The sequence below is a fragment of the Vibrio sp. 10N.222.52.B12 genome (assembly GCF_002875385.1).
GTDB lineage: Bacteria > Pseudomonadota > Gammaproteobacteria > Enterobacterales > Vibrionaceae > Vibrio > Vibrio jasicida.
The window spans coordinates 15,286-41,377 of the sequence record NZ_MDAW01000133.1; the positions used below are offsets into that span (position 1 = coordinate 15,286).

Annotated in this window: 26 protein-coding genes; 10 read left to right on the forward strand and 16 right to left on the reverse strand. The window is 45.4% G+C overall.

What is annotated here, in order from left to right; genetic code table 11:
* Nucleotides 1-46 precede the first annotated feature (46 nt).
* Nucleotides 47-595, reverse strand: coding sequence for a GNAT family N-acetyltransferase (locus tag BCT11_RS17970; RefSeq protein WP_038867865.1), 549 nt, complete (start codon nucleotides 593-595; stop codon nucleotides 47-49).
* Nucleotides 596-892: 297 nt separating this feature from the next.
* Between BCT11_RS17970 and BCT11_RS17975 the strand changes: the two genes are divergently transcribed.
* The 4 genes from BCT11_RS17975 (at nucleotide 893) to BCT11_RS17990 (ending at nucleotide 6,445) form a co-directional block, all read left to right on the forward strand.
* Nucleotides 893-2,017 carry a fatty acid desaturase gene (locus BCT11_RS17975; protein WP_038878823.1) on the forward strand — a complete coding sequence of 375 codons (1,125 nt, stop codon included), beginning with the start codon at nucleotides 893-895 and terminating at the stop codon, nucleotides 2,015-2,017.
* Nucleotides 2,018-2,392: 375 nt separating this feature from the next.
* Nucleotides 2,393-3,760 carry an anaerobic C4-dicarboxylate transporter DcuC gene (dcuC, locus tag BCT11_RS17980; protein ID WP_042602435.1) on the forward strand — a complete coding sequence of 456 codons (1,368 nt, stop codon included), beginning with the start codon at nucleotides 2,393-2,395 and terminating at the stop codon, nucleotides 3,758-3,760.
* A gap of 226 nt (nucleotides 3,761-3,986) precedes the next feature.
* A complete protein-coding gene (locus BCT11_RS17985; protein WP_198593965.1) occupies nucleotides 3,987-4,577 on the forward strand; it encodes a LemA family protein in 591 nt (196 codons plus the stop codon).
* A complete protein-coding gene (locus BCT11_RS17990; protein WP_102388891.1) occupies nucleotides 4,577-6,445 on the forward strand; it encodes a M48 family metallopeptidase in 1,869 nt (622 codons plus the stop codon). The genes BCT11_RS17985 and BCT11_RS17990 overlap by 1 nt, the downstream gene beginning before the upstream one ends.
* 56 nt (nucleotides 6,446-6,501) lie before the next feature.
* Here BCT11_RS17990 and BCT11_RS17995 read toward each other — a convergent pair whose 3' ends face one another.
* On the reverse strand, nucleotides 6,502-6,864 hold the full coding sequence (locus tag BCT11_RS17995; protein WP_102388892.1) for an NADH:ubiquinone oxidoreductase: 363 nt from the start codon (nucleotides 6,862-6,864) through the stop codon (nucleotides 6,502-6,504).
* A 565-nt stretch (nucleotides 6,865-7,429) separates the two neighbouring features.
* Here BCT11_RS17995 and BCT11_RS18000 point away from each other — a divergent pair.
* Both BCT11_RS18000 and BCT11_RS18005 read left to right on the forward strand, forming a co-directional pair.
* Nucleotides 7,430-8,662, forward strand: a complete 1,233-nt coding sequence (locus tag BCT11_RS18000; protein ID WP_042602439.1) for an OFA family MFS transporter — start codon at nucleotides 7,430-7,432, stop codon at nucleotides 8,660-8,662.
* 106 nt (nucleotides 8,663-8,768) lie between these two features.
* Nucleotides 8,769-10,415: a VRR-NUC domain-containing protein gene (locus BCT11_RS18005; protein ID WP_102388893.1), complete on the forward strand. Its 1,647-nt coding sequence runs from the start codon at nucleotides 8,769-8,771 to the stop codon at nucleotides 10,413-10,415.
* A gap of 253 nt (nucleotides 10,416-10,668) precedes the next feature.
* Here BCT11_RS18005 and BCT11_RS18010 read toward each other — a convergent pair whose 3' ends face one another.
* Both BCT11_RS18010 and BCT11_RS18015 read right to left on the reverse strand, forming a co-directional pair.
* A complete protein-coding gene (locus BCT11_RS18010) occupies nucleotides 10,669-11,742 on the reverse strand; it encodes a HEAT repeat domain-containing protein (RefSeq protein WP_102388894.1) in 1,074 nt (357 codons plus the stop codon).
* A 10-nt stretch (nucleotides 11,743-11,752) separates the two neighbouring features.
* Nucleotides 11,753-13,075 carry an anaerobic sulfatase maturase gene (locus tag BCT11_RS18015; protein ID WP_102388895.1) on the reverse strand — a complete coding sequence of 441 codons (1,323 nt, stop codon included), beginning with the start codon at nucleotides 13,073-13,075 and terminating at the stop codon, nucleotides 11,753-11,755.
* A gap of 176 nt (nucleotides 13,076-13,251) precedes the next feature.
* Between BCT11_RS18015 and BCT11_RS18020 the strand changes: the two genes are divergently transcribed.
* The 4 genes from BCT11_RS18020 (at nucleotide 13,252) to BCT11_RS18035 (ending at nucleotide 16,366) form a co-directional block, all read left to right on the forward strand.
* Entirely contained in the window at nucleotides 13,252-14,040 is a 789-nt protein-coding gene (locus BCT11_RS18020; RefSeq protein WP_102388896.1) for an SUMF1/EgtB/PvdO family nonheme iron enzyme, read from the forward strand.
* A 205-nt stretch (nucleotides 14,041-14,245) separates the two neighbouring features.
* Entirely contained in the window at nucleotides 14,246-15,229 is a 984-nt protein-coding gene (locus BCT11_RS18025; RefSeq protein ID WP_038878833.1) for an HAD family hydrolase, read from the forward strand.
* 136 nt (nucleotides 15,230-15,365) lie between these two features.
* Complete coding sequence (locus tag BCT11_RS18030) at nucleotides 15,366-16,013, forward strand: AcfA family outer membrane beta-barrel protein (RefSeq protein WP_038867892.1); 648 nt, start codon at nucleotides 15,366-15,368, stop codon at nucleotides 16,011-16,013.
* Nucleotides 16,014-16,030: 17 nt separating this feature from the next.
* Nucleotides 16,031-16,366, forward strand: a complete 336-nt coding sequence (locus BCT11_RS18035) for a NirD/YgiW/YdeI family stress tolerance protein (protein ID WP_102388897.1) — start codon at nucleotides 16,031-16,033, stop codon at nucleotides 16,364-16,366.
* Between the two features lie 66 nt (nucleotides 16,367-16,432).
* Here BCT11_RS18035 and yegS read toward each other — a convergent pair whose 3' ends face one another.
* From yegS to BCT11_RS18095, 12 genes are all read right to left on the reverse strand, one after another.
* The gene (gene yegS, locus BCT11_RS18040; RefSeq protein ID WP_042606045.1) at nucleotides 16,433-17,338 is read right to left on the reverse strand and encodes a lipid kinase YegS; all 906 of its coding nucleotides are present in this window, start codon (nucleotides 17,336-17,338) and stop codon (nucleotides 16,433-16,435) included.
* A 12-nt stretch (nucleotides 17,339-17,350) separates the two neighbouring features.
* Nucleotides 17,351-18,253: a LysR family transcriptional regulator gene (locus BCT11_RS18045; RefSeq protein ID WP_038867898.1), complete on the reverse strand. Its 903-nt coding sequence runs from the start codon at nucleotides 18,251-18,253 to the stop codon at nucleotides 17,351-17,353.
* A 140-nt stretch (nucleotides 18,254-18,393) separates the two neighbouring features.
* Nucleotides 18,394-18,819: a bifunctional diaminohydroxyphosphoribosylaminopyrimidine deaminase/5-amino-6-(5-phosphoribosylamino)uracil reductase RibD gene (locus BCT11_RS18050; RefSeq protein ID WP_038868111.1), complete on the reverse strand. Its 426-nt coding sequence runs from the start codon at nucleotides 18,817-18,819 to the stop codon at nucleotides 18,394-18,396.
* A 249-nt stretch (nucleotides 18,820-19,068) separates the two neighbouring features.
* On the reverse strand, nucleotides 19,069-19,506 hold the full coding sequence (locus tag BCT11_RS18055) for a F0F1 ATP synthase subunit epsilon (RefSeq protein WP_038878839.1): 438 nt from the start codon (nucleotides 19,504-19,506) through the stop codon (nucleotides 19,069-19,071).
* Between the two features lie 15 nt (nucleotides 19,507-19,521).
* Nucleotides 19,522-20,907, reverse strand: coding sequence for a F0F1 ATP synthase subunit beta (atpD, locus tag BCT11_RS18060; RefSeq protein WP_042602448.1), 1,386 nt, complete (start codon nucleotides 20,905-20,907; stop codon nucleotides 19,522-19,524).
* A gap of 23 nt (nucleotides 20,908-20,930) precedes the next feature.
* Nucleotides 20,931-21,791 carry a F0F1 ATP synthase subunit gamma gene (atpG, locus tag BCT11_RS18065; protein WP_102388898.1) on the reverse strand — a complete coding sequence of 287 codons (861 nt, stop codon included), beginning with the start codon at nucleotides 21,789-21,791 and terminating at the stop codon, nucleotides 20,931-20,933.
* 21 nt (nucleotides 21,792-21,812) lie between these two features.
* Entirely contained in the window at nucleotides 21,813-23,351 is a 1,539-nt protein-coding gene (atpA, locus tag BCT11_RS18070; protein WP_102388899.1) for a F0F1 ATP synthase subunit alpha, read from the reverse strand.
* Between the two features lie 12 nt (nucleotides 23,352-23,363).
* Entirely contained in the window at nucleotides 23,364-23,906 is a 543-nt protein-coding gene (locus BCT11_RS18075; RefSeq protein ID WP_039976908.1) for a F0F1 ATP synthase subunit delta, read from the reverse strand.
* A gap of 8 nt (nucleotides 23,907-23,914) precedes the next feature.
* Entirely contained in the window at nucleotides 23,915-24,385 is a 471-nt protein-coding gene (locus BCT11_RS18080) for a F0F1 ATP synthase subunit B (RefSeq protein WP_102388900.1), read from the reverse strand.
* Nucleotides 24,386-24,428: 43 nt separating this feature from the next.
* Nucleotides 24,429-24,665, reverse strand: a complete 237-nt coding sequence (gene atpE / locus BCT11_RS18085) for a F0F1 ATP synthase subunit C (protein ID WP_004730405.1) — start codon at nucleotides 24,663-24,665, stop codon at nucleotides 24,429-24,431.
* Nucleotides 24,666-24,713: 48 nt separating this feature from the next.
* The gene (atpB, locus tag BCT11_RS18090) at nucleotides 24,714-25,481 is read right to left on the reverse strand and encodes a F0F1 ATP synthase subunit A (RefSeq protein WP_102388901.1); all 768 of its coding nucleotides are present in this window, start codon (nucleotides 25,479-25,481) and stop codon (nucleotides 24,714-24,716) included.
* The gene (locus tag BCT11_RS18095) at nucleotides 25,482-25,880 is read right to left on the reverse strand and encodes an ATP synthase subunit I (RefSeq protein WP_005431832.1); all 399 of its coding nucleotides are present in this window, start codon (nucleotides 25,878-25,880) and stop codon (nucleotides 25,482-25,484) included.
* Nucleotides 25,881-26,092 lie beyond the last annotated feature (212 nt).

The following is a 26,092-nucleotide window of genomic DNA, read 5'->3' on the forward strand; positions in this document are numbered from 1 at the left end:
GAGCAGCGAATTCGCTGCTCGTTCATGTTTGATACGTGAGTAATGTCTAAGAATAAATTACGTTTTCTTCAATCCCGCTCACTAAGGATTGAGCACTGGACCAACGGAATACTTTTTCCATGACCTCATTTCCACTAGGCGCTTTCCAACTGCGCTCTTGACACTCTTGCCCACCGATATGCTGATAAAATTCTACCGCGGGTTCATTTTGTGAAACTACCTCAAGATATAAACCACTATCTTTGAAATATTGTTGGTGCCACTCCGCAACCGCAAGTAAAAGCTGTTTGCCGATCCCACGCCCTTGATAACCACCATCAACATGTAGCGCTTCAATGAAGCTGCCACGTTCAAAGTCATGATTACCGAACACACAAACAAAACCAAGAAGAAGACCACCCTCTTCTGCTAATACGATGTGTTGGTTAAATGGAGGGTTTGTCAGACGCGTTTGCCAAATCAGTAATTTGTCGTCACTCGCTTCGCTATCCAAATAGCCGTCACTCAGAATGCCACGGTAATGTCGCTTCCAACTGTCCACGTGTAACTGCGCGATGCGTTCATAATCCTTATATTCCGCTAATCGTAATTCCATTACGTATTCCTATTTTCTTACATTTCTTTGCTTCTCTATCGAGCTTTGGCATTTTCCACCTCATTCCGGTCTTATTATTGGCAGATTTTACAAATCTAACGCCATAGCTCATTGATTAATACTACTCATTATTCGTTTAAAAGCAAAATATCCCACCAATAAGCGCGATAAATCATAAACATTGTGCAGCGATAGAGCAGTCACAACTCGATACAAAGTCGTCTAACTTTAGTTTGACTTACACGTGTACGCTGATATTCTAGCGAACAGTTGTTAGCTCAAAGTTAGGGACACATCGTGACGCATAATAAACCGCCCATTATCTGGTTGAATCTATTGATATTTTCTGCCAGTTTTATTCTGACTTTTGTTGTATTGCCTTGGTATGCATACCACTACGGATTAGGTTGGGAGCATCTGATCTGGGGTATCATCGCCTTTAGTTTTACCAATCTCTCCATTACCGCGGGTTATCACCGTCTGTGGAGCCACAAAACCTATGAAGCTCACCCAGTTTTACGATTCATCTTTGCCATCGGTGGTGCTTTCTCTCTTCAAAACAGTGCAATGCATTGGTCTTCTGATCATCGTGTTCACCACAAACATGTAGATGACAATGACAAAGACCCATATTCAGCGAAACGCGGATTTTGGTATTCGCATATTGGTTGGATGTTACGCGACTATAATAAATCGAAAGAAAACGAGTACACCAACTGTCGTGATTTGAAACGCGATAAGGTCGTCGTGTGGCAGCATAAATATTATGTTCCACTCGCAATTCTGACCAATATTGGCTTTCCTCTCGCATTGGGTTTGATATACGGCGATGTATTGGGAATGTTTTTAATCGTTGGAGCAGCTCGCCTCTTCCTAAGCCATCACACTACCTTCTTTATTAACTCATTGGCGCACGTTTGGGGTAAGCAAACCTTCACAGACAAAAACACGGCTCGTGATAACGGTATTTTGGCTTTCTTTACCTTTGGTGAGGGATACCATAATTTCCACCATATCTTTGAGAACGATTACCGAAATGGTGTGTACTGGTGGCATTACGACCCAACGAAATGGTTGATAAAATCATGCTCTTGGCTGGGGTTAACAACCAAACTTCGTACGACATCGACTTTCCGTATCGAAAAAGCGCGCGCAACTCAGTTGCTGAAAAAGGCAAAAGAAAAGTTAGAAACGAAACCGAATAGCCAATCGATTCGAGACCAACTTCAGCAGGAATTCGATGCACTTGTACACCACATGCAAGAATATTATGAAGCGCGAAAAGAAGTGCTTGGTGAGAAAACAGCAACGGTAGTGAAAAAGTACGAACGTTCCGTATCAAAGCTGAAATACGAACAAATTAAGGAAGAATTTGAACGTCAACAACGCAGTTGGAACCTCTTAGTGCGACGCTACGCATAACGTGTAACTCGCGCTTCAATATAAAGACGTCAAAACAAAAGCTCCGTTCATTCGGAGCTTTTTTGTTCAATCAAGCCCCTTTAACGTGATCTAGCTCGAACTATCGCTTTTCCTATTTTTTAATCATTTCGTACGATTTTTATTCGACAAATCGTTCATATTTTCCGTTCTTTAAAATCAATAAAACCAGTGCATAACACCTACAAAACGTAATTTAAACAATATAATCCAGCGCAATTATTTATTAATCTATTATTTGTTTTAGATCATGCTAGCTCTAATTTAGTCTCGTGCCACAAGAAAGAATTCTGTAAATTCCTTGTCATAAACTGAAACAGTTTCTTTCTTTTTTTCATAATATCTGGAGACAACCCTATGTTAGAGCTCTTAATTGGCTTGGCAGTGACCATTGCTGTGGGTTATTTCATTGTCAAAGGCTACAAAGCCGCTGGCGTGTTATTAACCGCAGGTATCAGTTTGCTTCTTATGACAGGTCTGCTTGGCCATGACGTTCTGCCATCAAAAATAACCTCAACGGGTAATATGGTGACGGACTCACTAGAGTACGTAAAATACATGCTTCAATACCGTGGTGGCGGCCTAGGTATGCAAATCATGCTACTTTGTGGCTTTGCGTCTTACATGACCCACATCGGCGCAAACAATGTAGTAGTAAAACAGTTCTCTAAACCGCTTTCTGTTATCAAGTCTCCATACGTCCTTTTGGTAGCGGCTTACATCGTGGCATGTTTGATGTCTCTTGCAGTGAGTTCAGCAACTGGCCTAGGCGTTTTGTTGATGGCAACCCTGTTCCCGATGATGACGGCTATGGGTATCTCTCGCCCAGCAGCGGTTGCAGTATGTGCTTCACCTGCGGCAATCATTCTTTCACCAACATCTGGGGACGTGGTCATCGCTGCGGAAAAATCAGGCCTAGCGCTTGACGTGTTCGCGGTTCAAACCGTACTGCCTGTGTCTATTTGTGCAATCATCGTAATGGCTGCAGCAGCTTTCTTCTGGAATAAATACCTAGATAAGAAAGACAACACACCAATGGAAAAAATTGACGTATCAGAAATCAAAGCTGATGCACCAGCGTTCTACGCAGTTCTTCCTTTCCTTCCAATCATCGGTGTATTCCTATTCAACGGTCGTACGATTCCTGGACTGACTCTAGACATCTACACTATCGTGGTAGGTTCTATCTTCTTGGGTGCTGTGATTCACTATGTGGTGAACAAGTTCGACGGTAAGAAGTCACTTGAAGATCTCGATTCATGCTATGCCGGTATGGCAGACGCGTTCAAAGGTGTAGTCATGCTGTTGGTTGCGGCGGGCGTATTCGCACAAGGTCTAATGTCTATTGGCGCTATCGATAACCTACTACACCTTGCAGACAACGCGGGTGCGGGCGGCATTGCGCTCATGCTTATCCTAACGGGTCTAACTGTTGCCGCTGCGATTGCGACGGGTTCTGGTAACGCTCCATTCTACGCGTTCGTAGAGCTTGCTCCTTCACTGGCTGCGAAGATGGGTCTTAACCCTGCGTTCCTAATCATCCCAATGCTACAAGCATCTAACTTAGGTCGTACTATCTCGCCAGTATCTGGTGTAATCGTTGCGACTTCTGGTATGGCAAACATCAGCCCATTCGAAGTGGTGAAACGTACATCAGTACCAGTTCTAGCTGGTCTGCTTACGGTTATCATCGGTACGATGGTTCTTGTACCAATGACGGCATAAGCACCGACCGTATAATAGCGATTTACAAAGGCTCGGCTTCTATGTCGAGCCTTTTTGCATCGATTCAACACACCTCGTCAACACTTTTCCTCCCTCTGATACTCCCTATTGAATACGCAATGTGTCTCTTATTTACAAAACACAGCACATTATAAGCCAGACTAATTTGCTTAATATCTCAGCTACTTATATAACGTTCCAATACATTCAAAAAATGGAACTTACTATGACTTCACTTATTGTTTTTATCGTCATCCTTTTGCTTATCGCGGTGTTTGCGGTCAGCATTTACAACAAGCTAGTGACGCTACGTAACCGCTTTAAAAACAGCTTTGCTCAAATTGAGGTTCAGTTAAAACGTCGCTACGACCTGATCCCAAACCTTGTTAGTACAGCAAAGGGCTACATGGAGCATGAGAAAGAAACGTTTGAGCGAGTGATTCAAGCTCGAAACCAAGCAATATCCGGTTTGAAAGCAGCCAGTAACGCACCAGACAGCGACGCAGCCATTAGCCAATTAGCACAAGCAGAAGGCATGTTACAAAATGCACTAGGCAAGTTAAATGTGGTTGTAGAAGCGTACCCAGAACTGAAAGCCAACGAAACCATGAGCCAACTGCAAGAAGAGCTGACCAGCACAGAGAATAAAGTCGCTTTTGCTCGCCAAGCTTTTAACGATGCAGTGACCAGCTACAACACCTACAAGCAAACTTTTCCACCCGTTCTGTTTGCCAATATGTTTGGCTTCCAAGACGGTAAGCTGCTTGAGTTTGCAGACAGCGAAGCAATCCAAGAAGCGCCAAAGGTTGAGTTCTAATGGATTTCTTTGACCATCAAGATACCGCACGTCAACGTACCGGGCTTTTGGTGTTTCTGTTTTCCTTAGCAGTATTAATCATCACTGGTTTGGTCAGCGTACTGTCGATTGCCATTTATTACGGGGTCACTGGTGAGCCGTTTGATCAACGAACCGCTATCACCTACACCTTGCTGTGCTTTGGGGGCGTAGCCTTAATTGTCGCAATCAGTTCGATGTTCCGCTTATCTGAGCTTTCTTCTAATGGCGGACGCGGCGTTGCCGAAAGTATTGGGGGTAAGCTCATGTCCTCGAATACAACTGACACAAAACACCGTCAATTACTTAATGTGGTTGAGGAGATGGCAATTGCATCTGGTATTCCCGTCCCTCCTGTTTATGTAATGCAGGAAGAGCGAGGTATCAACGCATTTGCCGCAGGCATGAGTATTGATGATGCCGTCATTGGTGTTACACAAGGCGCGCTTGACAGCTTTTCCCGAGATGAGCTGCAAGGCGTTATTGCTCACGAATTCAGCCATGTGTTAAATGGCGATATGCGATTGAATACACGCTTGATAGGCGTCTTGTTCGGCATTACTTGTATTGCGCATTTGGGTCACTTGGTTCTCGACAACACACACTACACTAGCCGCTCATCAAGAAGCTCCTCCGATTCTGATAAAGGCTTTGCTGTCATCATGTTGGTCGCGATTGTATGTTTAGTGCTTGGTTGGGTTGGTACTTTATTTGGCTCAATGATCAAAGCAGCTATCTCACGACAACGTGAGTTCTTAGCCGATGCGAGTGCGGTTCAGTTTACTCGTAATGACCAAGGCATTTCAGGTGCTCTAAAGAAGATTGGCGGTCACGCATCTGGATCTAGCTTAAATGCACAAGCGAGCAGCCAAATGAGCCACATGATGTTTGGGCAAAGCAGTTTGTCTGGCTTCACCGGCTTCTTCGCTACTCACCCACCTCTGGAAGAGCGAATCCGTCGCATCGAACCTAACTGGGACGGCAGCTTTTTACACAGAAGTCAGAACCACGCTTCAGCGTTTGGAAATGAACAAGTCAGTGGGTTTTCGTCCGATGCCGATTTTGGTTCTACGCACCTTGAAACTCAAGTTGAAACACAAACTTCTTCAGAGCTAAGTGAAACGGGTAAACTGCTTATCAGCCAATTGCCCCAAGACTTGGTAGACATTGCGCGTGAACCCTACAGTTCGCGCTTTATTGCATTGCTTCTGATCTTTGATGGTAGTGATGTGCAACGTGAGATGATTAAAGGTCATATTCCAATGGTCTCGCACGCAAAGCTGTTACCGTGGCTGGATTACGATTTGCCCCTACATTTGAGGCTTCCTCTACTAGAGCTCGCTCTCCCTGCGCTTAAATCGATAAGTGAAGGTCAGAAAAGTAGACTTTGCCAAGTGTTGCGTGAATTGTCTCAAACCGATAATCATTACTCACTAGGTGAATGGTGCGTCATTAACTTGTTAGAAAAGCAGCTTATTGCACCATTTGGTTCTACTCGCCAGAACAAAACCTTTAAGCAGCTCAAAGAAAGCGTTCACTGGTTACTACGTGAATTGGCATGGGTCACCCATTCAGAGCACGAAGGCGCGCAGCGAGCATTCAACGCTTCACTCAAATCGCTAGGGTTTGCAGAAACCACGCTAGTAGAACCAAATAACGACTGGCGCTTAAGTCGCGCAGCACTTGAGTTGTTGCTGCAACTTAAGCCACTTCAACGACGCCAGTTTGTTAAGGCGTGTCGTTTGGCTATTGAGTCTGACGGCAAGATTACCGTCGCAGAAGGCGAATTGTATCGAGTGATAGCATGCTTCTTAGAACTGCCAGAACCGCCACTGACTGTGACGCTTTAACTGCACAAAGTAAAACGCCAGCAATGAATGCTGGCGTTTTATATTCGTAAACGGTTTTACGCTGTCGCGGCTCTAAAGCGCTCTGGAATCTTAGTAATGCTTTGGCGGTAGCTGAACCACAAGTAGGTTACCGCTAACGAGAAGAACAAGTAAGACAAAGCAAACACGATTGGAGAAGTAATCAACTCAGCTGACATCCCCCACATTACACCAACTACGGTAATCGTCAGCTTAGACAACATGCCACAGATCAATAAGAACAAAGCAAGCTGTGGGAAGCGGGAGCTACGGAATGCGAAGAAGTAGCAACTGCCAACGGCAAGTGTTGCAATAGACAAACCTAGCATGAATGAATGGATGTGATCTGCTGATGCAACACCTGCAGAAACAGAAGCCATAAGTAATAGGAACAATTTCATAAGTCACCTCACTACAAGTAGAGAAAAGCATCCTTTCATTAATGAAAACTCATTTTGCGCCCTATTTTGCTTATCTATTTAGCAATTACAAGCACAATTTATGTTCACTCCATCCTTCCGAATTAAGTTATTACAAGCAGTTAACATTCTCTAATTTATAAACCCTTTAGTTCCTGCACTTACAGAAAACAATCTCTATTTTGCCCACTTTTGTTACAGAACATTAACACTAAAATATTTTGAAACTTTTTGCTTAAACTGTGAGCCAAACACTCAGCTTCACGCTATCCACCTTGTTTCACTTAAGATCTCACTACCAAACCAGCAATTCTTTACGTTAGATCAACATTTTCTTCATATATAAAACCATCCCATTACAAACATTTTTAATGCTTCAAATTATTTTTAGTAACTGGGGTAAAAAGAGATTCCAATCACACATTTATTGGTTATAATCCGCGCTCATTACGTTATGTGTTGAAAAACGCAAACTTATTTTGAGCAAACCTTATCTTTAAACCGACCCCTCTTTGGTAATTGCCTAGGGGTATTACTGAGAACAAAAATGAGCAAGATTGATAAAGCTATGCGCATCCTGTTAGCAGGATTCTGTATCAACCTTTGTCTTGGCATCCTGTATGCTTGGAGTGTATTCAACAAAGCACTAGTGACAGAGTCAGGCTGGAGCGCAGCAGAAGCATCTGCACCTTACGCGACTGCAACTATTACTTTCTCTATCTGTCTTCTTGTTGCAGGTATTCTTCAAGACCGTATGGGCCCACGTTTGATCCTTATCCTAGGTACTGTTCTTACAGGTCTAGGCATGATTGCGTCTGGTTTTGTTAACTCGCCTCTAATGCTGAACATCACTTTCGGTGTGATCACTGGTGCAGGTATCGGTTTTGGTTACGCGTGTCTTTCTCCTTCAGCAATGAAGTGGTTCCACGCATCTAAGAAAGGTATGGTTAACGGCATCATCGCAGCAGGTTTCGGTCTAGCAGCTATCTACCTAGCTCCTGTGACTTCTGCGCTGATCGACAGCATGGGCATTCAAACAAGCTTCCTAGTTCTTGGTGTTGGTATCCTTGCTATCGCTGTTCCTCTAGCAGCAACAATCAACAACCCACCAGCGGATTACACGCCAGCAGAGCCTAAAGTAAAAGAAGGTCAAGCACCGAAGGTTGTTAAGAAGTCTGACGACCTAACGTGGAAAGCAATGCTTAAAACGCCACAGTTCTACTCTCTATGGATCATGTACGCGTTCGCAGCTTCTGTTGGTCTAATGATCATCGGTAACATCACGACTATCGCAAGTGTTCAAGCGAACCTACCAAACGCAGTTTACCTAGCGTCTATCCTTGCGGTATTTAACTCAGGCGGTCGTGTAGCAGCAGGTATGCTTGCAGACAAGATCGGCGGCGTACGCACTCTTCTTCTAGCGTTCGTTCTACAGGGCATCAACATGGTTCTGTTCGCAACGTTCAAGACTGAGTTCACGCTGATCATCGGTACAGCAATCGCGGCAGTAGGTTACGGTACGCTTCTCGCAGTATTCCCTACTCTAACGGCTGAATTCTATGGTCTGAAGAACTACGGCACTAACTACGGCGTGCTATACACAGCATGGGGTATCGGTGGTGCAATCGGTGCTGCTGTTGTTGGCTTCTCGATGACAAATGGCGAAGGCTACACACTGGCTTACACAGTATCAGCAGCAATGATGGCGGTATGTATCGTACTAGCGTTCATCACTAAGCCACTGACTGAAGCAAAAGTAGCGCAGCTGAAAAACGCATAATCATTAGGTCTACAGGCCCTGAGATCTATTTATCTAATAGATCTGCAGAAATTGATTCGAAAAAGGCTTAACCTATGGGTTAAGCCTTTTTTATTGTTAGTTGGTTATGGAAAACACGGTCGAACTCGCCCCAGATTACTATCTCAATAACTTCTTTAAACTCACGCAGCACGCCACCGAGTGGTACTGTGATTTGCTCACTTCAGAAGAGCATCTGTGGTTATCAGTTTTTGAAAGCTTATCCAAACCCGCTCAATGTCTTCTCGTACGCTTGTACAGTCGCAACGGCTGTTGGTTTCGTAGCGACAAACTCAACTATCAAGAAATCGAGAATCTCGAGTCGGCTTTGGGTGAATTGGCTGGTCATGATTTTGTCTCGCTATCCCCTGACCTAACGACGCAAGAATTAGCGGCGAATCTACTGACCAAGCCAGAGATCGTCACGCTCTATCCTGAGTATCCTAAATCCCTCAAGAAAGAGGCATTAGTGGCATGCCTGAGTGAAGAACGTTTCGAGCTATTTGAGGCTCTGGATTTCACGGTGATTAAGCTTAACTCCGCACAGATGATTGATGTTTTGCTGACGCTGTTTTTTGCTAATACCCATCAAGACCTCAGCCAGTTCGTGCTCGACGATTTAGGTTTACACCAATTCGAACAATACCAGTTAAGTAAAGCGCGTCGATTCTTTGAGAGCAGAAAGCAAATCGATCGGCTTATCGAGCTCAGTGAGCTCTCCAACCTTTATTGGCAATGCGACAGAAAACAAAAAGCGAATCTCGATATTCTTATTGAAGCGATGCCAGAACGGGTTGAACATCGCTACGTCGACCGTAAACGTGAACACATGATTAACGACATTGCCCGTGATTACGAACGCATAAACGAACTTGAGATTGCAATTGCGTTGTTTGAAACAACGACACTCGCGCCAAGCCGAGAGCGTTGTGCTCGCATATACAACAAGCTAGAACAAAACGATTTATTTGGTGACATTGTCACGGAAATGCTCACTCAGCCTATTGATGTCTCTGAGTTTGAGGTAGCACAGAAGCTCGAACAACGCGTTAAACGTAAACAAGGCTTGAAAGTCCCGAGAGCCACCAAGCCAAAATGCAGCGAATACCACATCGAATTGGATCTATCTCAGCAACGGGTGGAGCTGGCAACCAAAGCGCATTTCGAAAGTTTAGGTTGGACCGTTTTCTATTCCGAGAATACTCTACTTAACAGCCTGTTGGGCTTAACCTTGTGGGATGCGATTTTTGCACCGATAGAAGGCGCATTCATTAACGCTTATCAACATCGACCATTGGATTTGTATCACGCCGATTTTGCCGATAAAAGAAAGCAGCTTATCGACAATGCGCTTGAGCAAGTTCAACAAGGGAATACACAGGCTTTGTTTGATACATACCGAGATAAAATTGGGATCAGTAATCCCTTCGTTATTTGGGCATATGTGAACGAAGAGTTGTTATCCCTTGCTCTTGAACACATCCCTAATGCCCTGTTGGTTGAACTGTTTAACGTGCAGTTAAGCGACCTAAAACTCTATCGAAACGGTATGCCGGATTTGATTGCATTTAAAGATGGGAAGTTTGAATGGATAGAAGTGAAAGGTCCGGGCGATAAACTCCAAGATAACCAATGGCGTTGGATCAAGGAGTTCAATCGCCTCAATGTGCCGTTCTCAGTCTGTTATGTATACCCAAGTGACTTCAAGATGCAGGATTCAGAGCGTTGTCATTGATTCGAGGTCAAGGAAAACGACGCCGCGTAATAGCCAGCTCTTTCCAAGTTGTTTGACGCAGAGATCGGGGCAATGACACGCTCCCGAAGGGCGAGCTGTCTTGGCTTGTATACTTTGTTGTCGATTCTTGATTTAGAGTGACTAGATCTTTAAATCGCCGCCGCGTCTACAAACCAAGTCATTCTCGCTGAACCTAGCATCTCGAGGTTACTTGGGTATAACAGCACAAGCTTAGAAAAGAGCCAGAATGGTCTTAGCTACTTACTTTGGCGTTCTTCTGCCCTTTCTTCTCTTTCAATTGATCAATCACGTAGCTTGGTGCGACTTTCTCTAGTTCGCCCAAGCACTCATCTGTTTTCGGGTTGTCGTAACGAACATAAATGTCGCAAACCGCATAAAGCTGTTCCGGCGCACCAGAGATCAAATACGCTTGCTCAAAAGACTTCACCGATTTGTCTAGGTTGTAGTCTTCTTGCAGTACGCCATTGAGATACCAGTAGTAGCTGTTATCTTTCGCCATGTTGGCCGCTTTTTCGATTTCTGTCGCTGCATTCTTCTTCTCATCCAAACGCACCAGCGTCAGCGCTTTCGAGTAATGCAAAGACGCATTATCAGGATGAAGTTTGATCGCAGAATCCAACGTCTTGACCGCATCGGCATCGCGTTGCTGCGCACGGAAGTTATCGGCCAGACTCAACCAGATTTGTGGATTCTCCGGTTGATTGGTCACTAAAGCTTGATAGATTTTATCTGCTTTATCCCATTCATGATGCCAACGATAGACATCCGCTAACAGCAGTTTCGAGCCGTCATCTTTCTTGTGCTCTAAGTAGCTGATCAGTTCAGCAACCGGAGCTTCAAGCGTTTGCTGTTGCTCGCTGCTCACGTTAGAAAAGTCACGCACTAAGTTGGTCGCAGCAGTAATACGGACCATAGCCTCTGGGTCACTCAACAGTGGCTCAATCATGCGCCAGCGATGTTCAATCGTGTAAGGTTCTGCTCCGACAATCGCGGCTTCACGAACCGCGGGGTCTTGGTCTTGAAGGCTGCGTGCAACTGCCACCAGCGCGTTTTGACTTGGGTATTTCGCCAACTCATGCAACGCTTCAATGCGCTTTTCTACTGGTTGTTTCACGTCTTGAGCTTGATAAGACCACTTCGCAACCACTTGCTGTGGCGACATCTGTGCTGAATGGGTTTCCTCAGCACTTGTTACGCTCGCAGAAGAAACTTGGTCCGGTGCTAGCAAGGTTTCATCCTGCGCTGCAACAGATTGGCTTACGGTGACGCCTAGAGCGATGGCTAATAACGTTTTTGAGAATGTCATATCAATCCCCTTAAAATTTGGTTTCGAATACAGGACGCTTCGCCGCTTGTTGGCGTAAAACGGCATCACTGTATTTGCCATGTGCCACAGGGTTACCCGTTGCACGAAGAATGTATGCCATTGCCTTATCAGCATGAGAGAAGAACTTTTTCCAACCTGCACACAGGTAGTTCAACCCAGGTTCACCGTCTTTGGTGCGAATGAAACGGTTTTTCGGACACTCGCCGTAGCAAGCGAATTGGTAATCACACTGTTGGCACTGCTTGGTTAGCGAGCGAGTCTTGGCAAAGCCAAACTTTTGCTGCTCAGGACCATACGCCAACGTGTCTAATTTTTCGTGGTGGATGTTGCCAATCTTGTATTCTGGGTAAACGTAATGGTCACAAGCAAAAACATCGCCGTTTGGTTCCATTGCCAAGCCTTTACCGCAGATTTCACCGAGTGTACAAAGCGGGTTTCTGCGACCCATCCACGCCTCGACACTCGCTTCAAAGTATTGAACGAAGACTTTACCAATGTCGTTTTGTACCCACTCATCGAAAATAGCGATAAGGAAGTTACCCCAAGCCTCGTCCGCGACACACCAAGATTCAACGACCGAGTCTTTGTGACCAGGAATAAGACGCTTGTCGCCTTGTCTCAACTGCTCTTGCGGCTCCCATGTTTGAGGTGCGGTAGTACGGAACGTTTTTTGTTCCACGATAGGAATAAACTGCATTTGAGGAGAGCGAACTTCATCACGTAGGAATCGGTACACTTCAAGTGGGTTACGGCTCGTTAGGTTATTCACACAAGTCAGTGTCGCGAACTTTACTTCATGAGCGTGCAAGAGCTCCACTGCGTTCATCACTTGCTTGAACGTGCCTCGCCCTGCTCGGTTGGTACGGTAAGCATTGTGTAACATCTCTGGTCCGTCGATACTCAAGCCGACCAAGAAATTATTCGCTTTTAGAAATGCACACCAGTCATCGTTCAGCAACGTACCGTTGGTTTGCAAATCGTTGGAAATTATCACACCTTCAGGCTTGTACTTCGCTTGAAACTCAACAATTTTCTTGAAGTAATCCAAACCCAACATCGTTGGTTCACCACCCTGCCAAGAGAAGATGATTTCTGGTGTGTTTTGCCCTTCAATGTATTGGCGAATGTAAGTTTCAAGTGTTGCTTCATCCATTACTGGCGTGCAGCCTTTTTTATACTCAAGTAAGTCCTGCTTGCTGAGATAGTAACAGTACGTACAGTCTATGTTACATGCCGCACCAATTGGCTTTGCCATCACATGTAAACGCTTAGACGCTTTACCATTGAACTGAGGACCTTGAGTAATATGCATGAGTCACCTTTAGCGTAATGAAAGTTAAGATGATAAGAGCATAACAACGCCATTTTCACCTTGATGACCTAATCATAAATCTCATTAATACAAGAGGCTTGTTATACCGTTTATAACCTTTTTTCATAGCGTTTATTGCTAATCTTCATCATGACTTTTTTGGCGAGAAACTATTGATGAAATCATTTAAAAGCAAATCGTTAACCGCATTTTCTATTCTATCATTCAGCGTATTAATGAGTGGCTGTGCGACTCAATCACCGCACCCTATCACGCTCAACATTGATCAAGATATGGTGTTGGTTGAAGGCGGTTCATTTGTCATGGGATCGGACAGCGACTCCGCCAAGAAGGCAGAAACCCCTGCACGCGAAGTGAGCGTAGATGGCTTCTATATTTCCAAATTCGAGGTCACTCAAGAGTTGTTTGAATCTGTCATGGGTTCTTCAATGAGTTACTTCCAAGGTGCAGACATCCCAGTTAACAACTTGAGCTGGCAACAGGCGAATTACTTCATCGAGAAGTTGAACGAGCTGACTGGCGAAAGCTACCGCTTACCGACAGAAGCGGAATGGGAGTTTGCTGCAAAAGGCGGTAACAAGAGCCAAGGTTTCACTTACGCAGGTTCAAACAACATTGCTGATGTGGCGTGGTATGCCGGCAACTCCAAAAACCAAGCTCATCCCGTTGGTCAAAAACAACCTAATGAACTTGGTCTGTATGACATGACAGGTAACGTTGGTGAGTTCGTGATCGACGCGTATGACGGTACTTTCTACCGCTATGGCCCAACCGAGAATCCAAATAACGCGAAAGACGAAAAAGCAGGCCTAGCCCACAAATCTGTTCGAGGCGGCAGCTTTGCCTATGATGCTGATGAGTCAGAGAATTTCCGTCGTGATTTCGCTAGCCAGTCTATAATTATGTCGGACATGGGACTTCGCCTTGCTAAAGATGCTGACTAACGCGTTTTTCACGAACGATGCACAAGCCCCTTTGCGAGTTCTTAACAAGTAATTACGTCTATGGTTAGGGAAAGAGGCTAAACCCGCGTTGTTCTTCTCTATACCCAAGTAACCTCGAGATGCGAAGTTCAGCGAAAGTGACTTGGGTAGATATTTCACCTCGAATGTACTCGAACAATACATACAAACTTAGGTAAATAATAATATGAACAAGAAACACATCTGCGCCCTAGCTGTCTTATCTGGCTTATCTTTTTCTGCGATGGCACTAGACTGCGATCCAAACTTATTACCATCATGGAAAGATGGCGACAGCAAAACGGCTATTGTGAACTATGTTGACCAATCGATGGATACAACCAAGTCGACGTTCATTCCTGAACAAGACCGTATCGCGGTATTCGACAATGACGGTACCTTATGGTCGGAAAAACCATTCTACTTCCAACTGGCTTATGCGCTAGACGAAGTGAAACTCATGGCAAAAGACCACCCAGAATGGAAGACAAAAGAGCCGTTCAAATCCGTATTGAATGATGACATCGAAAGCGTCTTTAAGGGTGGTGAAAAAGCGCTACTTGAGATCGTAAAAGTCACCCACAGTGGCATGACAGTAGAAGAATACCAACAGAAAGTTTCTGAGTGGTTGAAAGCCGCAAAAGATCCGCGTTTCGGCAAAGCTTACACAGAGCTGACTTATAAGCCGATGCGTGAAATGGTGACCTACCTGCAAGAACACGGCTTTAAAACTTACATTGTCTCCGGCGGTGGCGTGGACTTTATGCGTGTTTGGGCACCAGAGGTTTACGGCATTCCAGAACAACAAATCATTGGTAGTGCACTGAAATACAAGTACGACTACAACGACGGTAAGCCTACCGTCACTAAGCTAGATGAGATCCTGACCATTGATGACAAAGCGGGCAAAGTTGAAAATATTCAACAAATCATTGGTAAGAAACCAGTACTCGCTATTGGTAACTCAGATGGTGACCACGCAATGATGCAATGGGCAACAAGCCAACCAAACTCTATGGCAATGATCGTTCATCACACTGATGAAGATCGCGAGTGGAAGTACGACCGTAAATCGAGTGTGGGGCACTTAGACAAAGCGATGGATGAGGCCAACCAACGTGATAACTGGCACCTGATCGACATGAAAAATGAGTGGTGTACGGTTTACTAAATACGCCTTTGTAGATGAGAGACTCCCCTTCATGGGGAGTTTTTTATTTATTTTCAAACGTTAGGCTTTTCTTCACGATCACTTCACGACTCTTCACACACAATGCCTCTCATCAAAACGAAGAGGTAAAACAAAAATGACAAGAACACTCCTGACAATCCTAGCGGCAAGCTCTTTCTCTGTTGCAGCAGCGCCCTATGTAGGTTTGGAATATGGATTCGGCACGACTGACCACGATTTTGAGACATCTTTTGACGCTGACGGTGTGAATCTAAACCCTGAATTGGAAGACGGTATTTTTGGTGGCTTTGTTGGCTACTCTATCAACGACTCTTGGGCAGTAGAACTGGGTTACAACCAATTTGAACTAGAAGATAGCCGCTCAAAGAACCTAGGCATCCAGAATATTGATGGGAAAGACTACCACCGCGAAATGGAATGGGATTCATCCATCAAGGCAAAACAAATCACGCTTGCACCTGTGTTTAGTTATGCATTAAACGATAAATGGACCACCAAAGTAAAAGCGGGTCTGAGCTACACACAATACGAATCGAAAGCCGGTAAGTACGAAGAGCACGAACTGGTTTCAAATGACGATGTGGAAATGAGCAAAACCCTTTTCCATAGCACAGAAAAGAATAACGAGTTGGGTGCCGTCTTCTCTGTTGGTGCGGAATACAAAATCTTCCCTCAATTGACCATCGGCGCAAACGCGAAGTACCAACTTGATAGCTACGCAAACACAGCATCGATTAACGTAGGTTCAACCTACTACTTTTAATATAGGAAGCCTCTAGCATGAAGAAACTGATCTTAGCTACCACACTCGCTCTTTTATCAGGCTCTGCGTTGTCCGCTTTTACTGGCCCAACGACATCAGCCATTAATACCGTCAAAGAAGCGCAGAATGCCGCTGACGATAGTTTTGTTCTGTTAACGGGGAACATTGTCCAAGCCTTAGGTGACGAGACTTACTTGTTTAAGGATGAGACGGGCGAAATCCAAGTTGAAATCGACAACGAAGATTGGATGGGCCAAGACGTATCACCACAAGATAAGGTCGCGATTCGTGGTGAAGTTGATTCAGAGTGGACAACAATGCAAATCGACGTTGATACTATCCAAAAAATCTAAGCTCTCCGCGCTAAAAACGACAAAGCCACCTCACTTAGGTGGCTTTTGTGTATAAGTTTAAATTTATTATGAATCGACACATAAGCAAGGGCAATTCGGTGGAAGTACCAAGTTGATGCTTCTAGCTTGAACATCAAAACGAATTTTACTCGAGCGGTAAGGCTCACCATCTAAGTTGAGCGGCAACAACTTAGGAAAATCGATTTCCAACCAACTTGCCTGAGTGTGTTTAACGAATTGCCCTAGCTCGGTTGGATTTTGAATTTCCTGAATGACTTGCGGCAATTCATGAGGCAGAAATGGGTGAACGAGAGTGATGTCCATAACACCGTCGTCAATGAATGCATTTGGGGCGAGCTCTTGCCCTCCGCCAGCCAAACGACTGTTACAGAATGCACCAACTAGGATTTCCCCATTATAGCTCCCTTGTTTTATCGTGACCGTACCATCGTAGGGTTTAAAACCGAGCGCTTTTACCAAGCCCGTCAATGTGTACGCACCGCCCCCAAGAAAGTTCTTCAGCTCTACGGGCGTCTCTGCGGTAATTTCTGCACCAAACCCTGCAGCCGCAACATTCATAAAATAACGATCATTGGCTTTTACGCTATCGACTGCCACAGCATCACCGTTTATCGCCAGCGCTAATGATTCGCGAATCGTCGTGGGAATTTGCGTCGCCGTCGCAAAATCATTCGCGGTTCCCATCGGGATAATCGCCAGCTCAGGCCGGCGATCTACTTCGATTTGGTTTAATGCCGTTACCGCTTCATTAACAGTGCCATCGCCACCAGCCACAACAATACGCTTAACGCCTTCATTGACCGCTTCTCGGACCAAACGCGCCATATCTTGAGATTCCCATGTCACGCGAACTTGAACATCTACACCCTGCTCCCGCATGCGGAAGATCTCGTTACGCAACTCAGGAGTACCCGCTTTTTTACCATTTAAAATGGCACGTATTGCCTTCATACTTACTCCTCGTTATCGAATCGCTTTACCCGCTTGTTTGATTTGCGTTCTTAACCATTGGTGGGCGCTTTCATTGCTACGACTCGAATGCCAAATTGCACAAAGATCATGCTCACTGTCACTAAATGGCAGCGGGACCGCTTTGATATTATAGGTTTTAGAAAAATGGTTGATGGTCGAAAACGGTAACATTCCGATGTACTCACTCCCATCGATCACTGGCAACATTTCCATTGCCCCTGCGGCGCGATAAACAATATTGCGACTCGCCAAGTCTTCAATGTCTTCTCCCGTCAACAAACTGTTTCTAGCATGCCAACGAGACACCACAACGTGCTCTTCTGCCAAAAATTGCTTCACCGTACATGTATCTTGAATTCTGGGGTGCTCAGCATTGCATACCACCATCAAACGCTCGGAAAAAATCGGTTCCATTTTCAGTACGGTGCGCCCGCGAGGCGGAAGATCAATGATCAAGTCATAGCGCTGTAGGCGCAGGTCACTCTCATAATCTTCAGTAAAAAGTGGGTGAACTTCGAGCGTAATTTTTGGGGCATGCTCTCGAATCTGGCGCATTAATTGTGGCATCAACTCATAACTGGCTACCGAAACACAAGCGATCGAGAAAATACGATTAGAAACTTTAGGATCGAAACTACTTGAGGCCGAGAGTGTAGAAGTGAAGTTTTTTAGCGCCGCTACCATGGCTGGATAAATATCCATCGCGAAACTGGTCGGCTCAACGCCAGAATTACTGCGGTGGAACAACGGCTCATCATAGATATCACGCAAGCGTGCAAGGGCCTTGCTCACAGCGGGTTGGCTTATATCTAATCGAGCAGCAGCCTTAGATAGGTTCTGCTCTTCATAGATTGCCACAAAAATGGGGATGAGATTTAAATCAGTACTTTTCATTTCGCCAACATAAAACGGGGAGTTAGTTTTATTTTAGCTAACAGTCTGATCTGAAACGAGTCAAAGCACTGGATTTGAGCGTTTATGCATGTTTTCGACAGTTTTGACCCTCCACTGACGAAGACAATTCTGAAAACCGCTCAAGATTTTCCTAGATACGGCGTGAGAAACTCGCTGGCCGCTTCGCCACACAAACCGACCTCGACGTCGACACCACCAGCTTTGAGCATATCGATACCGCGACCTGCATTGCGAGGGTCAGGGTCTAACATGGCAACCACAACTTTCTGGATACCACAATTAACGAGTGTCGCAGCACAAGCTGGCGTTCGCCCAACAAAAGAACAAGGCTCTAATGTCACATATGCCGTTACTTCGCTCAAGTCACCTTGATAAGCCTTTAACGCTTCAACTTCAGCATGGTTACCACCAATCGCTTGAGTGTACCCCTCTGACACAATCTGACCGTCTTTCACGAGTACACAGCCGACAGGTGGGTTTGGTTGACAAGCAGGCAACGCGTTGCGAGACACTTCCAACGCGCGAAGCATAAATTGTTGGCTCATTTGATGTTGATTCTTAATATTCAAAATTTGGGTGATGGATTCTAACGCCAGCATGCTTTCCTCGCTATATAAAAGTGTTTGCAATATTGATACGTTTTGTCTCATCAAACAATTCACTCTCCTCCCTTTTTCCATAAAAAACGGGGCGAACCGAAGTTGCCCCGCTTTAATTAGACCCAATGAAGTCAACCTACTGAACGACGAGTTGACTTGGGTACTCACTCTTCAGACCGCATTCCGAAGTGTTGGCTAACGAATTCTCATCGTCAGTTCAACTGCACGAAGTTGTGCCAATGCCTTGTTCAACTCCATGTGTGCCTGTGCAAAGCTAATGTCGTCCATGTGCGCACGAATATTTTCTTCCGCCGCTCTGCGGGCTTCTTCCGCCCTAGCTTTATCAATATCCTTACCGTGTAACGCGGTGTCAGCAAGCAGCGTAACGACATCCGGTTGAACTTCAACTAGCCCACCAGAAACGTATAAGATCTCTTCTGGTTTCGATAAATCCCCCACAATGCGAGCAACGCCTGGCTTGATTTTACTGATCAATGGAGAATGGCCCGGACGAATACCGAGTTCACCATCCGCACCAGCGACAGCAAGTGCATGGGCCGGACCAGAGTAGAGAGTACCTTCTGCACTCACCACATTCAGTTGAAACGTACTTTGGGTAACCGCAATGGCCATAGTGCCTCCCGCGCTTTACAGTTTGTTCGCTTTTTCAAGCACTTCATCAATGCTGCCGCAATACATAAACGCTTGCTCAGGTATATCGTCGTATTCACCCGCTAACAACCCCTTAAAGCCGCGAATTGTATCGGCAAGAGAAACGTAAACACCTGGGTCGCCAGTAAATACCTCTGCTACGTGGTATGGCTGAGTAAGGAAACGTTCAATCTTACGAGCACGTGATACCACTTGTTTGTCGTCTTCAGACAATTCATCCATGCCTAAAATGGCGATGATGTCTTTCAATTCTTTGTAGCGTTGTAATGTCTGCTGCACACCACGAGCGATGTCGTAATGCTCTTGACCTACTACTAATGGGTCCAATTGACGAGACGTCGAATCTAACGGGTCAATCGCTGGGTATAAGCCCATTGCCGCGATGTTTCGGTTAAGTACCACCGTCGCATCCAAGTGCGCAAATGTGGTTGCAGGAGACGGGTCAGTCAAGTCATCCGCAGGCACATAAACCGCTTGGATAGACGTGATAGACCCATTCTTGGTTGAGGTAATGCGCTCTTGAAGCACACCCATTTCTTCTGCGAGTGTCGGTTGATAACCTACCGCAGATGGCATACGACCAAGCAATGCAGAAACTTCTGTACCAGCCAACGTATAACGGTAAATATTATCCACGAACAACAGTACGTCACGGCCTTCATCACGAAAACGCTCTGCGATGGTCAAGCCTGTTAGCGCAACGCGTAGACGGTTACCCGGTGGCTCGTTCATCTGACCGTAAACCATGGCTACTTTGTCCAGAACACCCGCTTCCTTCATTTCATAGTAGAAGTCATTACCCTCACGAGTTCGCTCACCAACCCCAGTAAAAACCGACAAACCTGAGTGAGCTTTTGCAATGTTATTGATAAGCTCCATCATGTTTACAGTCTTACCAACACCTGCACCACCAAACAGACCGATTTTACCGCCTTTCGCGAACGGGCAAATCAAATCGATAACTTTAACACCCGTTTCGAGCAACTCAGTGCTACTTGATTGTTCTTCATAGCTCGGTGCTTCACGGTGAATCTCGTAAGACACTTGCTCGCCAATAGGACCACACTCATCGATTGGATGACCCAACACGTTCATGATACGACCTAGGGTTTCTTCACCAACGGGAACCGTGATCGGATGGCCTGTTGATTCGACTTCCAGCCCACGTTTAAGGCCGTCAGAAGACCCCATTGCGATACAGCGAACCACACCGCCGCCCAACTGTTGCTGAACTTCCAGCATCAGTGAGCCATCGCTGCCATCGTTTACTTTCAGTGCATCGTAGACTTTCGGGCCTTCACCTTGTTCGAACTCGACATCTACCACCGCACCGATGACTTTGACGATTTTGCCAATACTCATAATCTAAACCTCAAATTCTCTCTCTAAACCGCTTGCGCGCCGGATACAATTTCACTCAACTCTTGAGTAATCGCCGCTTGGCGCGCTTTGTTGTAAACCAGTTGTAGGTCTTCAATAAGTTGCGCTGCGTTATCAGTCGCGGCTGACATTGCCATCATCCGCGCGGCTTGCTCACAAGCGATGCTCTCAACCACACCCTGATAAACCAGCGATTCGACATAACGTTGAATCAAGTGGTCGAGAATGTCTTGAGGAGACTGCTCGTAGAGGTAATCCCAACGAGCTTCTTTATCACGTGAAATGTCTTCTTTCGGGAACGGCAGCATTTGCAGTACCGTTGGCTTTTGCACCATGGTGTTTACAAACTGGTTGTAAACGAGGAACAAGCGGTCGATTTTGCCTTCGGAGTAGTGCTCCATCATAGCGTTAACCGCGCCCAACATGTCTTCTAGTTTTGGTGCATCACCAAGGCCAGAAGTTTGCGCCATTACTTTCCCGAGGGACTGGAAAAAGCTGATTGCTTTCGAACCGATGAGCGTCGTATCTACCTCAACGCCCTTCTCTTGCCAGCCTTGCATATCTGCCAATACTTTTTTGAACAAGTTACTGTTCAGGCCACCACACAAACCCCGATCGGATGAGATGATGATGTAAGCTACCCGTTTCACTTCGCGTTCTTGAAGGAAAGGATGGCTGTACTCCAGCGTACCGGACGAGACGTGACCGATAACCTTACGCATGTTCTCCGCGTAAGGACGGGACGCCTGCATGTTCTCCTGCACTTTGCGCATCTTGCTGGCGGCGACCATTTGCATTGCACTCGTAATTTTTTGCGTGCTACTCACGCTAGCAATTTTGGTGCGAATCTCTTTGGTATTTGCCATAACGGACTCCTGTTAGTGGTCCTACGATTGCAGCGCAGTGAACTCTGTCAGCAAGCTGTTCAATTCACTCTCAATCTCATCGTTGTAATCACCAGTTTGGTTGATTTTATCGAGTAGTGGTTGTGCGTTAGTTCGACCAAATGCCATCAGCTCTTCTTCATAACGAGACACTTGATTTAGTGCCACATCATTGAGGAAACCTTTCTCTGCAGCAAAAATCGCCAACGCTTGCTCTGCGACCGTCATTGGTGCGTATTGTTTTTGCTTCATGAGTTCAGTGACTTTCTCACCGTGGTCAAGCTGACGACGTGTCGCTTCATCTAGGTCAGAAGAGAACTGAGCAAATGCGGCCAATTCACGGTATTGCGCCAACGCGGTACGAATACCACCCGACAGCTTCTTGATCACTTTGGTTTGCGCTGCACCACCTACACGAGATACCGAAATACCTGGATCAACCGCTGGACGTAAGCCTGAGTTGAATAGCTGAGTCTGTAGGAAGATTTGACCATCAGTAATCGAGATTACGTTGGTTGGTACGAACGCCGATACGTCACCCGCTTGGGTTTCGATGATTGGCAGTGCGGTTAGAGATCCTGTTTTGCCTTTCACTTCACCGTTAGTGAACCGCTCTACGTATTCTTCGTTAACACGTGCTGCACGTTCTAGAAGACGTGAGTGGAGGTAGAAAACATCACCCGGGAAGGCTTCACGACCTGGTGGACGTTTTAGAAGTAGTGAGATTTGACGGTAAGCCACCGCCTGTTTTGATAGGTCATCGTAGACAATCAGCGCATCTTGACCACGGTCGCGGAAGTATTCGCCCATGGTACAACCTGCGTATGGCGCTAGGTATTGCAGCGCTGCGGCTTCTGATGCTGACGCAACCACAACAATGGTGTTTTCTAGTGCGCCGTGCTCTTCTAGCTTACGAACCACGTTGGCAATGGTCGATGCTTTTTGACCAATTGCGACGTAAATACATTTAACGCCCAGTTCTTTTTGGTTGATGATGGCATCAATCGCCATCGCGGTTTTACCTGTCTGACGGTCACCGATGATCAACTCACGTTGACCACGACCGATTGGCACCATGGAGTCTACCGCTTTGTAACCAGTTTGGATTGGCTGGTCGACAGACTTACGGTCGATTACGCCTGGGGCAATGACTTCCACAGGGTCCATACGTTCAAACGATACAGTACCTTTGCCATCAATGGGCTGACCAAGTGTGTTCACCACGCGACCGAGAAGTCCGTTACCCACTGGCACTTCCAAAATACGGCCAGTGCCTCTTACTTTCATCCCTTCAGATAGGTCCGCATAAGGCCCCATCACGACCGCGCCGACGGAATGACGTTCTAAGTTGAGTGCCAACGCAAAACGATTGTCTGGCAACTCTAACATCTCACCTTGCATAACATCCGCAAGGCCGTGAATTGTGATGATACCGTCACTGACAGAGACGATAGTACCTTCATTTCTCGCTTCACTTTCGAGGTTGAAGTTATCAATTCGCTCTCTGATTAATTCACTAATTTCATTTGAATTTAATTGCATTTCTATACCCCGTTACACATGTAGGTTGGTCGCCAATCGACTGAGATTGGTAAGAACACTGCCGTCATACACGGTCTGTCCTGCTGTGATTACCACACCACCTACAAGGGATGGATCCAGTTGTGTTTCTAACGTAATGGCTTTACCGTATTTTTCGGTTAATGCTTGTTTAAGCCTTGCCATTTGTTCCTCATCCAGAGGTTCTGAAGCACGCACTGTTACTGTCATGGTTCGCTCGTATTCGGCTTTCATTTCAAAGAACTGAATCGCCACTTCTCCCAGCGCTTTTAAACGCTTGCTCTCTTCCATAATGCGAAGAAAGTTCTCGAAACTTTGATTTAACCATTCGCCACCAGCGTGAAGAATCAAATCCAGTAATGGCTGTTCCGAGCCTTCTTCACTGAGATCATCCAGAATCAGAAGTGTGTTTGGTTGTTCCATGATGACTTGAGTAATGGCAAACATCTGTTGCCAGTCATCCAAGCACTCTGCGTCACGAGCGTAATCAAACGCCGCTTTCGCGTAGGGTTGAGCCACTATTGTCAAATCGGACATGTGCCCTCCTACATTTCGTTGATGAAGCGGTTCACCAAGTCGCGGTTAGCCGAGCTATCCAGATTGCGATTTATCAGCTTACTGGCACTTTCAATCACCAGATCCGCCATTTCATCTTTCAACTCTTGGCGAACTTTGCTGCGCTCGCTTTCCACTTCTGCTTTGCCTTCTGCGACAATGTGCGCTTTCTCTTGCTTTGCCAGTTCAACGGCGTCTGCAACCATTTGATCTTGACGTTGCTTACCTTGGTTGATGATGGCCTGAGCTTTAGAGCGAGCTTCTGTCAGTAGCGCTTCACCATTCGCTTTTGCCAGTTCCAACTCTTTTGCTGCTTTTTCAGTTTGTTCAAGACCTTGAGCAATTTCAGCACGACGCTCATCAATCAGTTTTACAAGTGGTGGCCAGACATATTTCATGCAAAGCCAAACGAAAATCACGAAGGAGATCGCCTGACCAAACATTGAGGCATTTAAGTTCATAGCACCCTCTCTTCTATAACGTTATGAAATTGATTAATTCGAATTACGCTACAGCGAAGATGATGTACAAACCGATACCCACACCAATCATTGGCACCGCGTCCACAAGACCCATCATGATGAAGAACTGAGTACGAAGCATTGGGGTTAAATCAGGTTGACGAGCGACCCCTTCAAGGTATTTACCTGCAAGGTTACCGATACCCGATGCGGCACCCGCTGCACCAAGACCAATCAGCAATGCACCCGCCACGTAAAGAACTGCGCTAACGATATCCATAACAACTCCTAGAATTGAATTTTTTAATTAAGAAATAAATTTTTTGATTTAGTGCTCTTCAACAGCCATTCCGAGGTAAACCACGGTCAGAACCATAAAAATAAATGCTTGAAGCACAACAATTAATATGTGGAATAGTGCCCAAGGAACACTAAGTGCCCATTGCATCCACCATGGCATTAACGCAATTAGTATGAATATCATTTCACCTGCGTACATATTGCCAAATAATCGAAGACCTAAAGATATTGGTTTAGAAATTAATGTTACCAATTCAAGAACTAAGTTCACTGGGTATAACAGAGGATGAGAAAATGGTTGAGTAGTTAACTCTTTAATAAACCCTTTCACACCTTTGTTTTTAAACGTATAACCTAAAACCAAAATAAATACGCCTAATGCCATCGACATCGTAATATTGACGTCGGCTGAAGGTAAGTCACGGAAGTGCTCGACACCTACTGAACGAGTCAGCGCTGGAATCAAATCAACCGGCAACAAATCAACGGCATTCATTAATAATACCCAAACAAATATTGTCAGAGCTAAAGGGCCTACAATCTTGTCTTTAGCTAGAAATATTTCTTTTACGATATTATCGACGAACTCAAATACCATCTCGATCAAACACTGGAATCGTCCCGGAACTCCTTTCGTTCCTTTCGTCACCGCAAAGCGGAATGAAAGGATGAAAACAAGTCCCGTCAACCAAACCATGATCATGGAATCAAGGTTAATTCCAAACCATCCGTTTCCGGTGGTGAGAAAGGTCAGGTGGTGCTCAATATACTCATGAGCGGACTGGACAGTATCCATTTATGCCTTCCTTTCGAAGCGGTCTCTGAACAGCGGCGTTAAGAAGTGACCAAACATCGTCACACAAAAGCCTATCAGGACCACGATGTTGCGAAGAGCCATAAATCGAAACGTCAAAACAAACATTACAATGGTGTAGATGACTTTGATATTTCGACTCAGATGCATGAGGTCACGCAAACTCTCTTCTGGTTTCACCCTAGATTTAATGGACGCGAATACCATGCCGAACAGAGATGGTAGAATCGCGATGAGCACCCCAGTAATCGCTGACTCAGCACTTAGAGATCCACTTCGCATGTATTCATACGCGATGAATACCAGACCCAAAGTTGCTTGAGCAATAAGAATCCTTTTACCAGCTACCAATATTGGATCGTCGTGAATATTAGCTTCCATAAATCACCCTTTAAAATAATTTCGAATTAAACTTCTGATAATTAAACTTCACAAAATACATCAGCCAAGTGACGACAAATTATATTCTGATAAAACCTACTCACAGAATTAATTTAACCTGATAATTATTGTTCACATATTAATAAATCAAAACGGAACCACTCCGTATTTCCGTTTCCCAAGAAATATACACCGATAATTTTAATAATCTG

Coding starts and splice junctions, on each gene's coding strand:
- BCT11_RS17970 (WP_038867865.1), bottom strand. CDS start 595: ATGGAATTACGATTAGCGGAATATAAGGATTATGAACGCATCGCGCAG.
- dcuC (WP_042602435.1), top strand. CDS start 2,393: ATGTTAGAGCTCTTAATTGGCTTGGCAGTGACCATTGCTGTGGGTTAT.
- BCT11_RS17985 (WP_198593965.1), top strand. CDS start 3,987: ATGACTTCACTTATTGTTTTTATCGTCATCCTTTTGCTTATCGCGGTG.
- BCT11_RS17990 (WP_102388891.1), top strand. CDS start 4,577: ATGGATTTCTTTGACCATCAAGATACCGCACGTCAACGTACCGGGCTT.
- BCT11_RS17995 (WP_102388892.1), bottom strand. CDS start 6,864: ATGAAATTGTTCCTATTACTTATGGCTTCTGTTTCTGCAGGTGTTGCA.
- BCT11_RS18000 (WP_042602439.1), top strand. CDS start 7,430: ATGAGCAAGATTGATAAAGCTATGCGCATCCTGTTAGCAGGATTCTGT.
- BCT11_RS18005 (WP_102388893.1), top strand. CDS start 8,769: ATGGAAAACACGGTCGAACTCGCCCCAGATTACTATCTCAATAACTTC.
- BCT11_RS18010 (WP_102388894.1), bottom strand. CDS start 11,742: ATGACATTCTCAAAAACGTTATTAGCCATCGCTCTAGGCGTCACCGTA.
- BCT11_RS18015 (WP_102388895.1), bottom strand. CDS start 13,075: ATGCATATTACTCAAGGTCCTCAGTTCAATGGTAAAGCGTCTAAGCGT.
- BCT11_RS18020 (WP_102388896.1), top strand. CDS start 13,252: ATGAAATCATTTAAAAGCAAATCGTTAACCGCATTTTCTATTCTATCA.
- BCT11_RS18025 (WP_038878833.1), top strand. CDS start 14,246: ATGAACAAGAAACACATCTGCGCCCTAGCTGTCTTATCTGGCTTATCT.
- BCT11_RS18030 (WP_038867892.1), top strand. CDS start 15,366: ATGACAAGAACACTCCTGACAATCCTAGCGGCAAGCTCTTTCTCTGTT.
- BCT11_RS18035 (WP_102388897.1), top strand. CDS start 16,031: ATGAAGAAACTGATCTTAGCTACCACACTCGCTCTTTTATCAGGCTCT.
- yegS (WP_042606045.1), bottom strand. CDS start 17,338: ATGAAGGCAATACGTGCCATTTTAAATGGTAAAAAAGCGGGTACTCCT.
- BCT11_RS18045 (WP_038867898.1), bottom strand. CDS start 18,253: ATGAAAAGTACTGATTTAAATCTCATCCCCATTTTTGTGGCAATCTAT.
- BCT11_RS18050 (WP_038868111.1), bottom strand. CDS start 18,819: ATGAGCCAACAATTTATGCTTCGCGCGTTGGAAGTGTCTCGCAACGCG.
- BCT11_RS18055 (WP_038878839.1), bottom strand. CDS start 19,506: ATGGCCATTGCGGTTACCCAAAGTACGTTTCAACTGAATGTGGTGAGT.
- atpD (WP_042602448.1), bottom strand. CDS start 20,907: ATGAGTATTGGCAAAATCGTCAAAGTCATCGGTGCGGTGGTAGATGTC.
- atpG (WP_102388898.1), bottom strand. CDS start 21,791: ATGGCAAATACCAAAGAGATTCGCACCAAAATTGCTAGCGTGAGTAGC.
- atpA (WP_102388899.1), bottom strand. CDS start 23,351: ATGCAATTAAATTCAAATGAAATTAGTGAATTAATCAGAGAGCGAATT.
- BCT11_RS18075 (WP_039976908.1), bottom strand. CDS start 23,906: ATGTCCGATTTGACAATAGTGGCTCAACCCTACGCGAAAGCGGCGTTT.
- BCT11_RS18080 (WP_102388900.1), bottom strand. CDS start 24,385: ATGAACTTAAATGCCTCAATGTTTGGTCAGGCGATCTCCTTCGTGATT.
- atpE (WP_004730405.1), bottom strand. CDS start 24,665: ATGGATATCGTTAGCGCAGTTCTTTACGTGGCGGGTGCATTGCTGATT.
- atpB (WP_102388901.1), bottom strand. CDS start 25,481: ATGGATACTGTCCAGTCCGCTCATGAGTATATTGAGCACCACCTGACC.
- BCT11_RS18095 (WP_005431832.1), bottom strand. CDS start 25,880: ATGGAAGCTAATATTCACGACGATCCAATATTGGTAGCTGGTAAAAGG.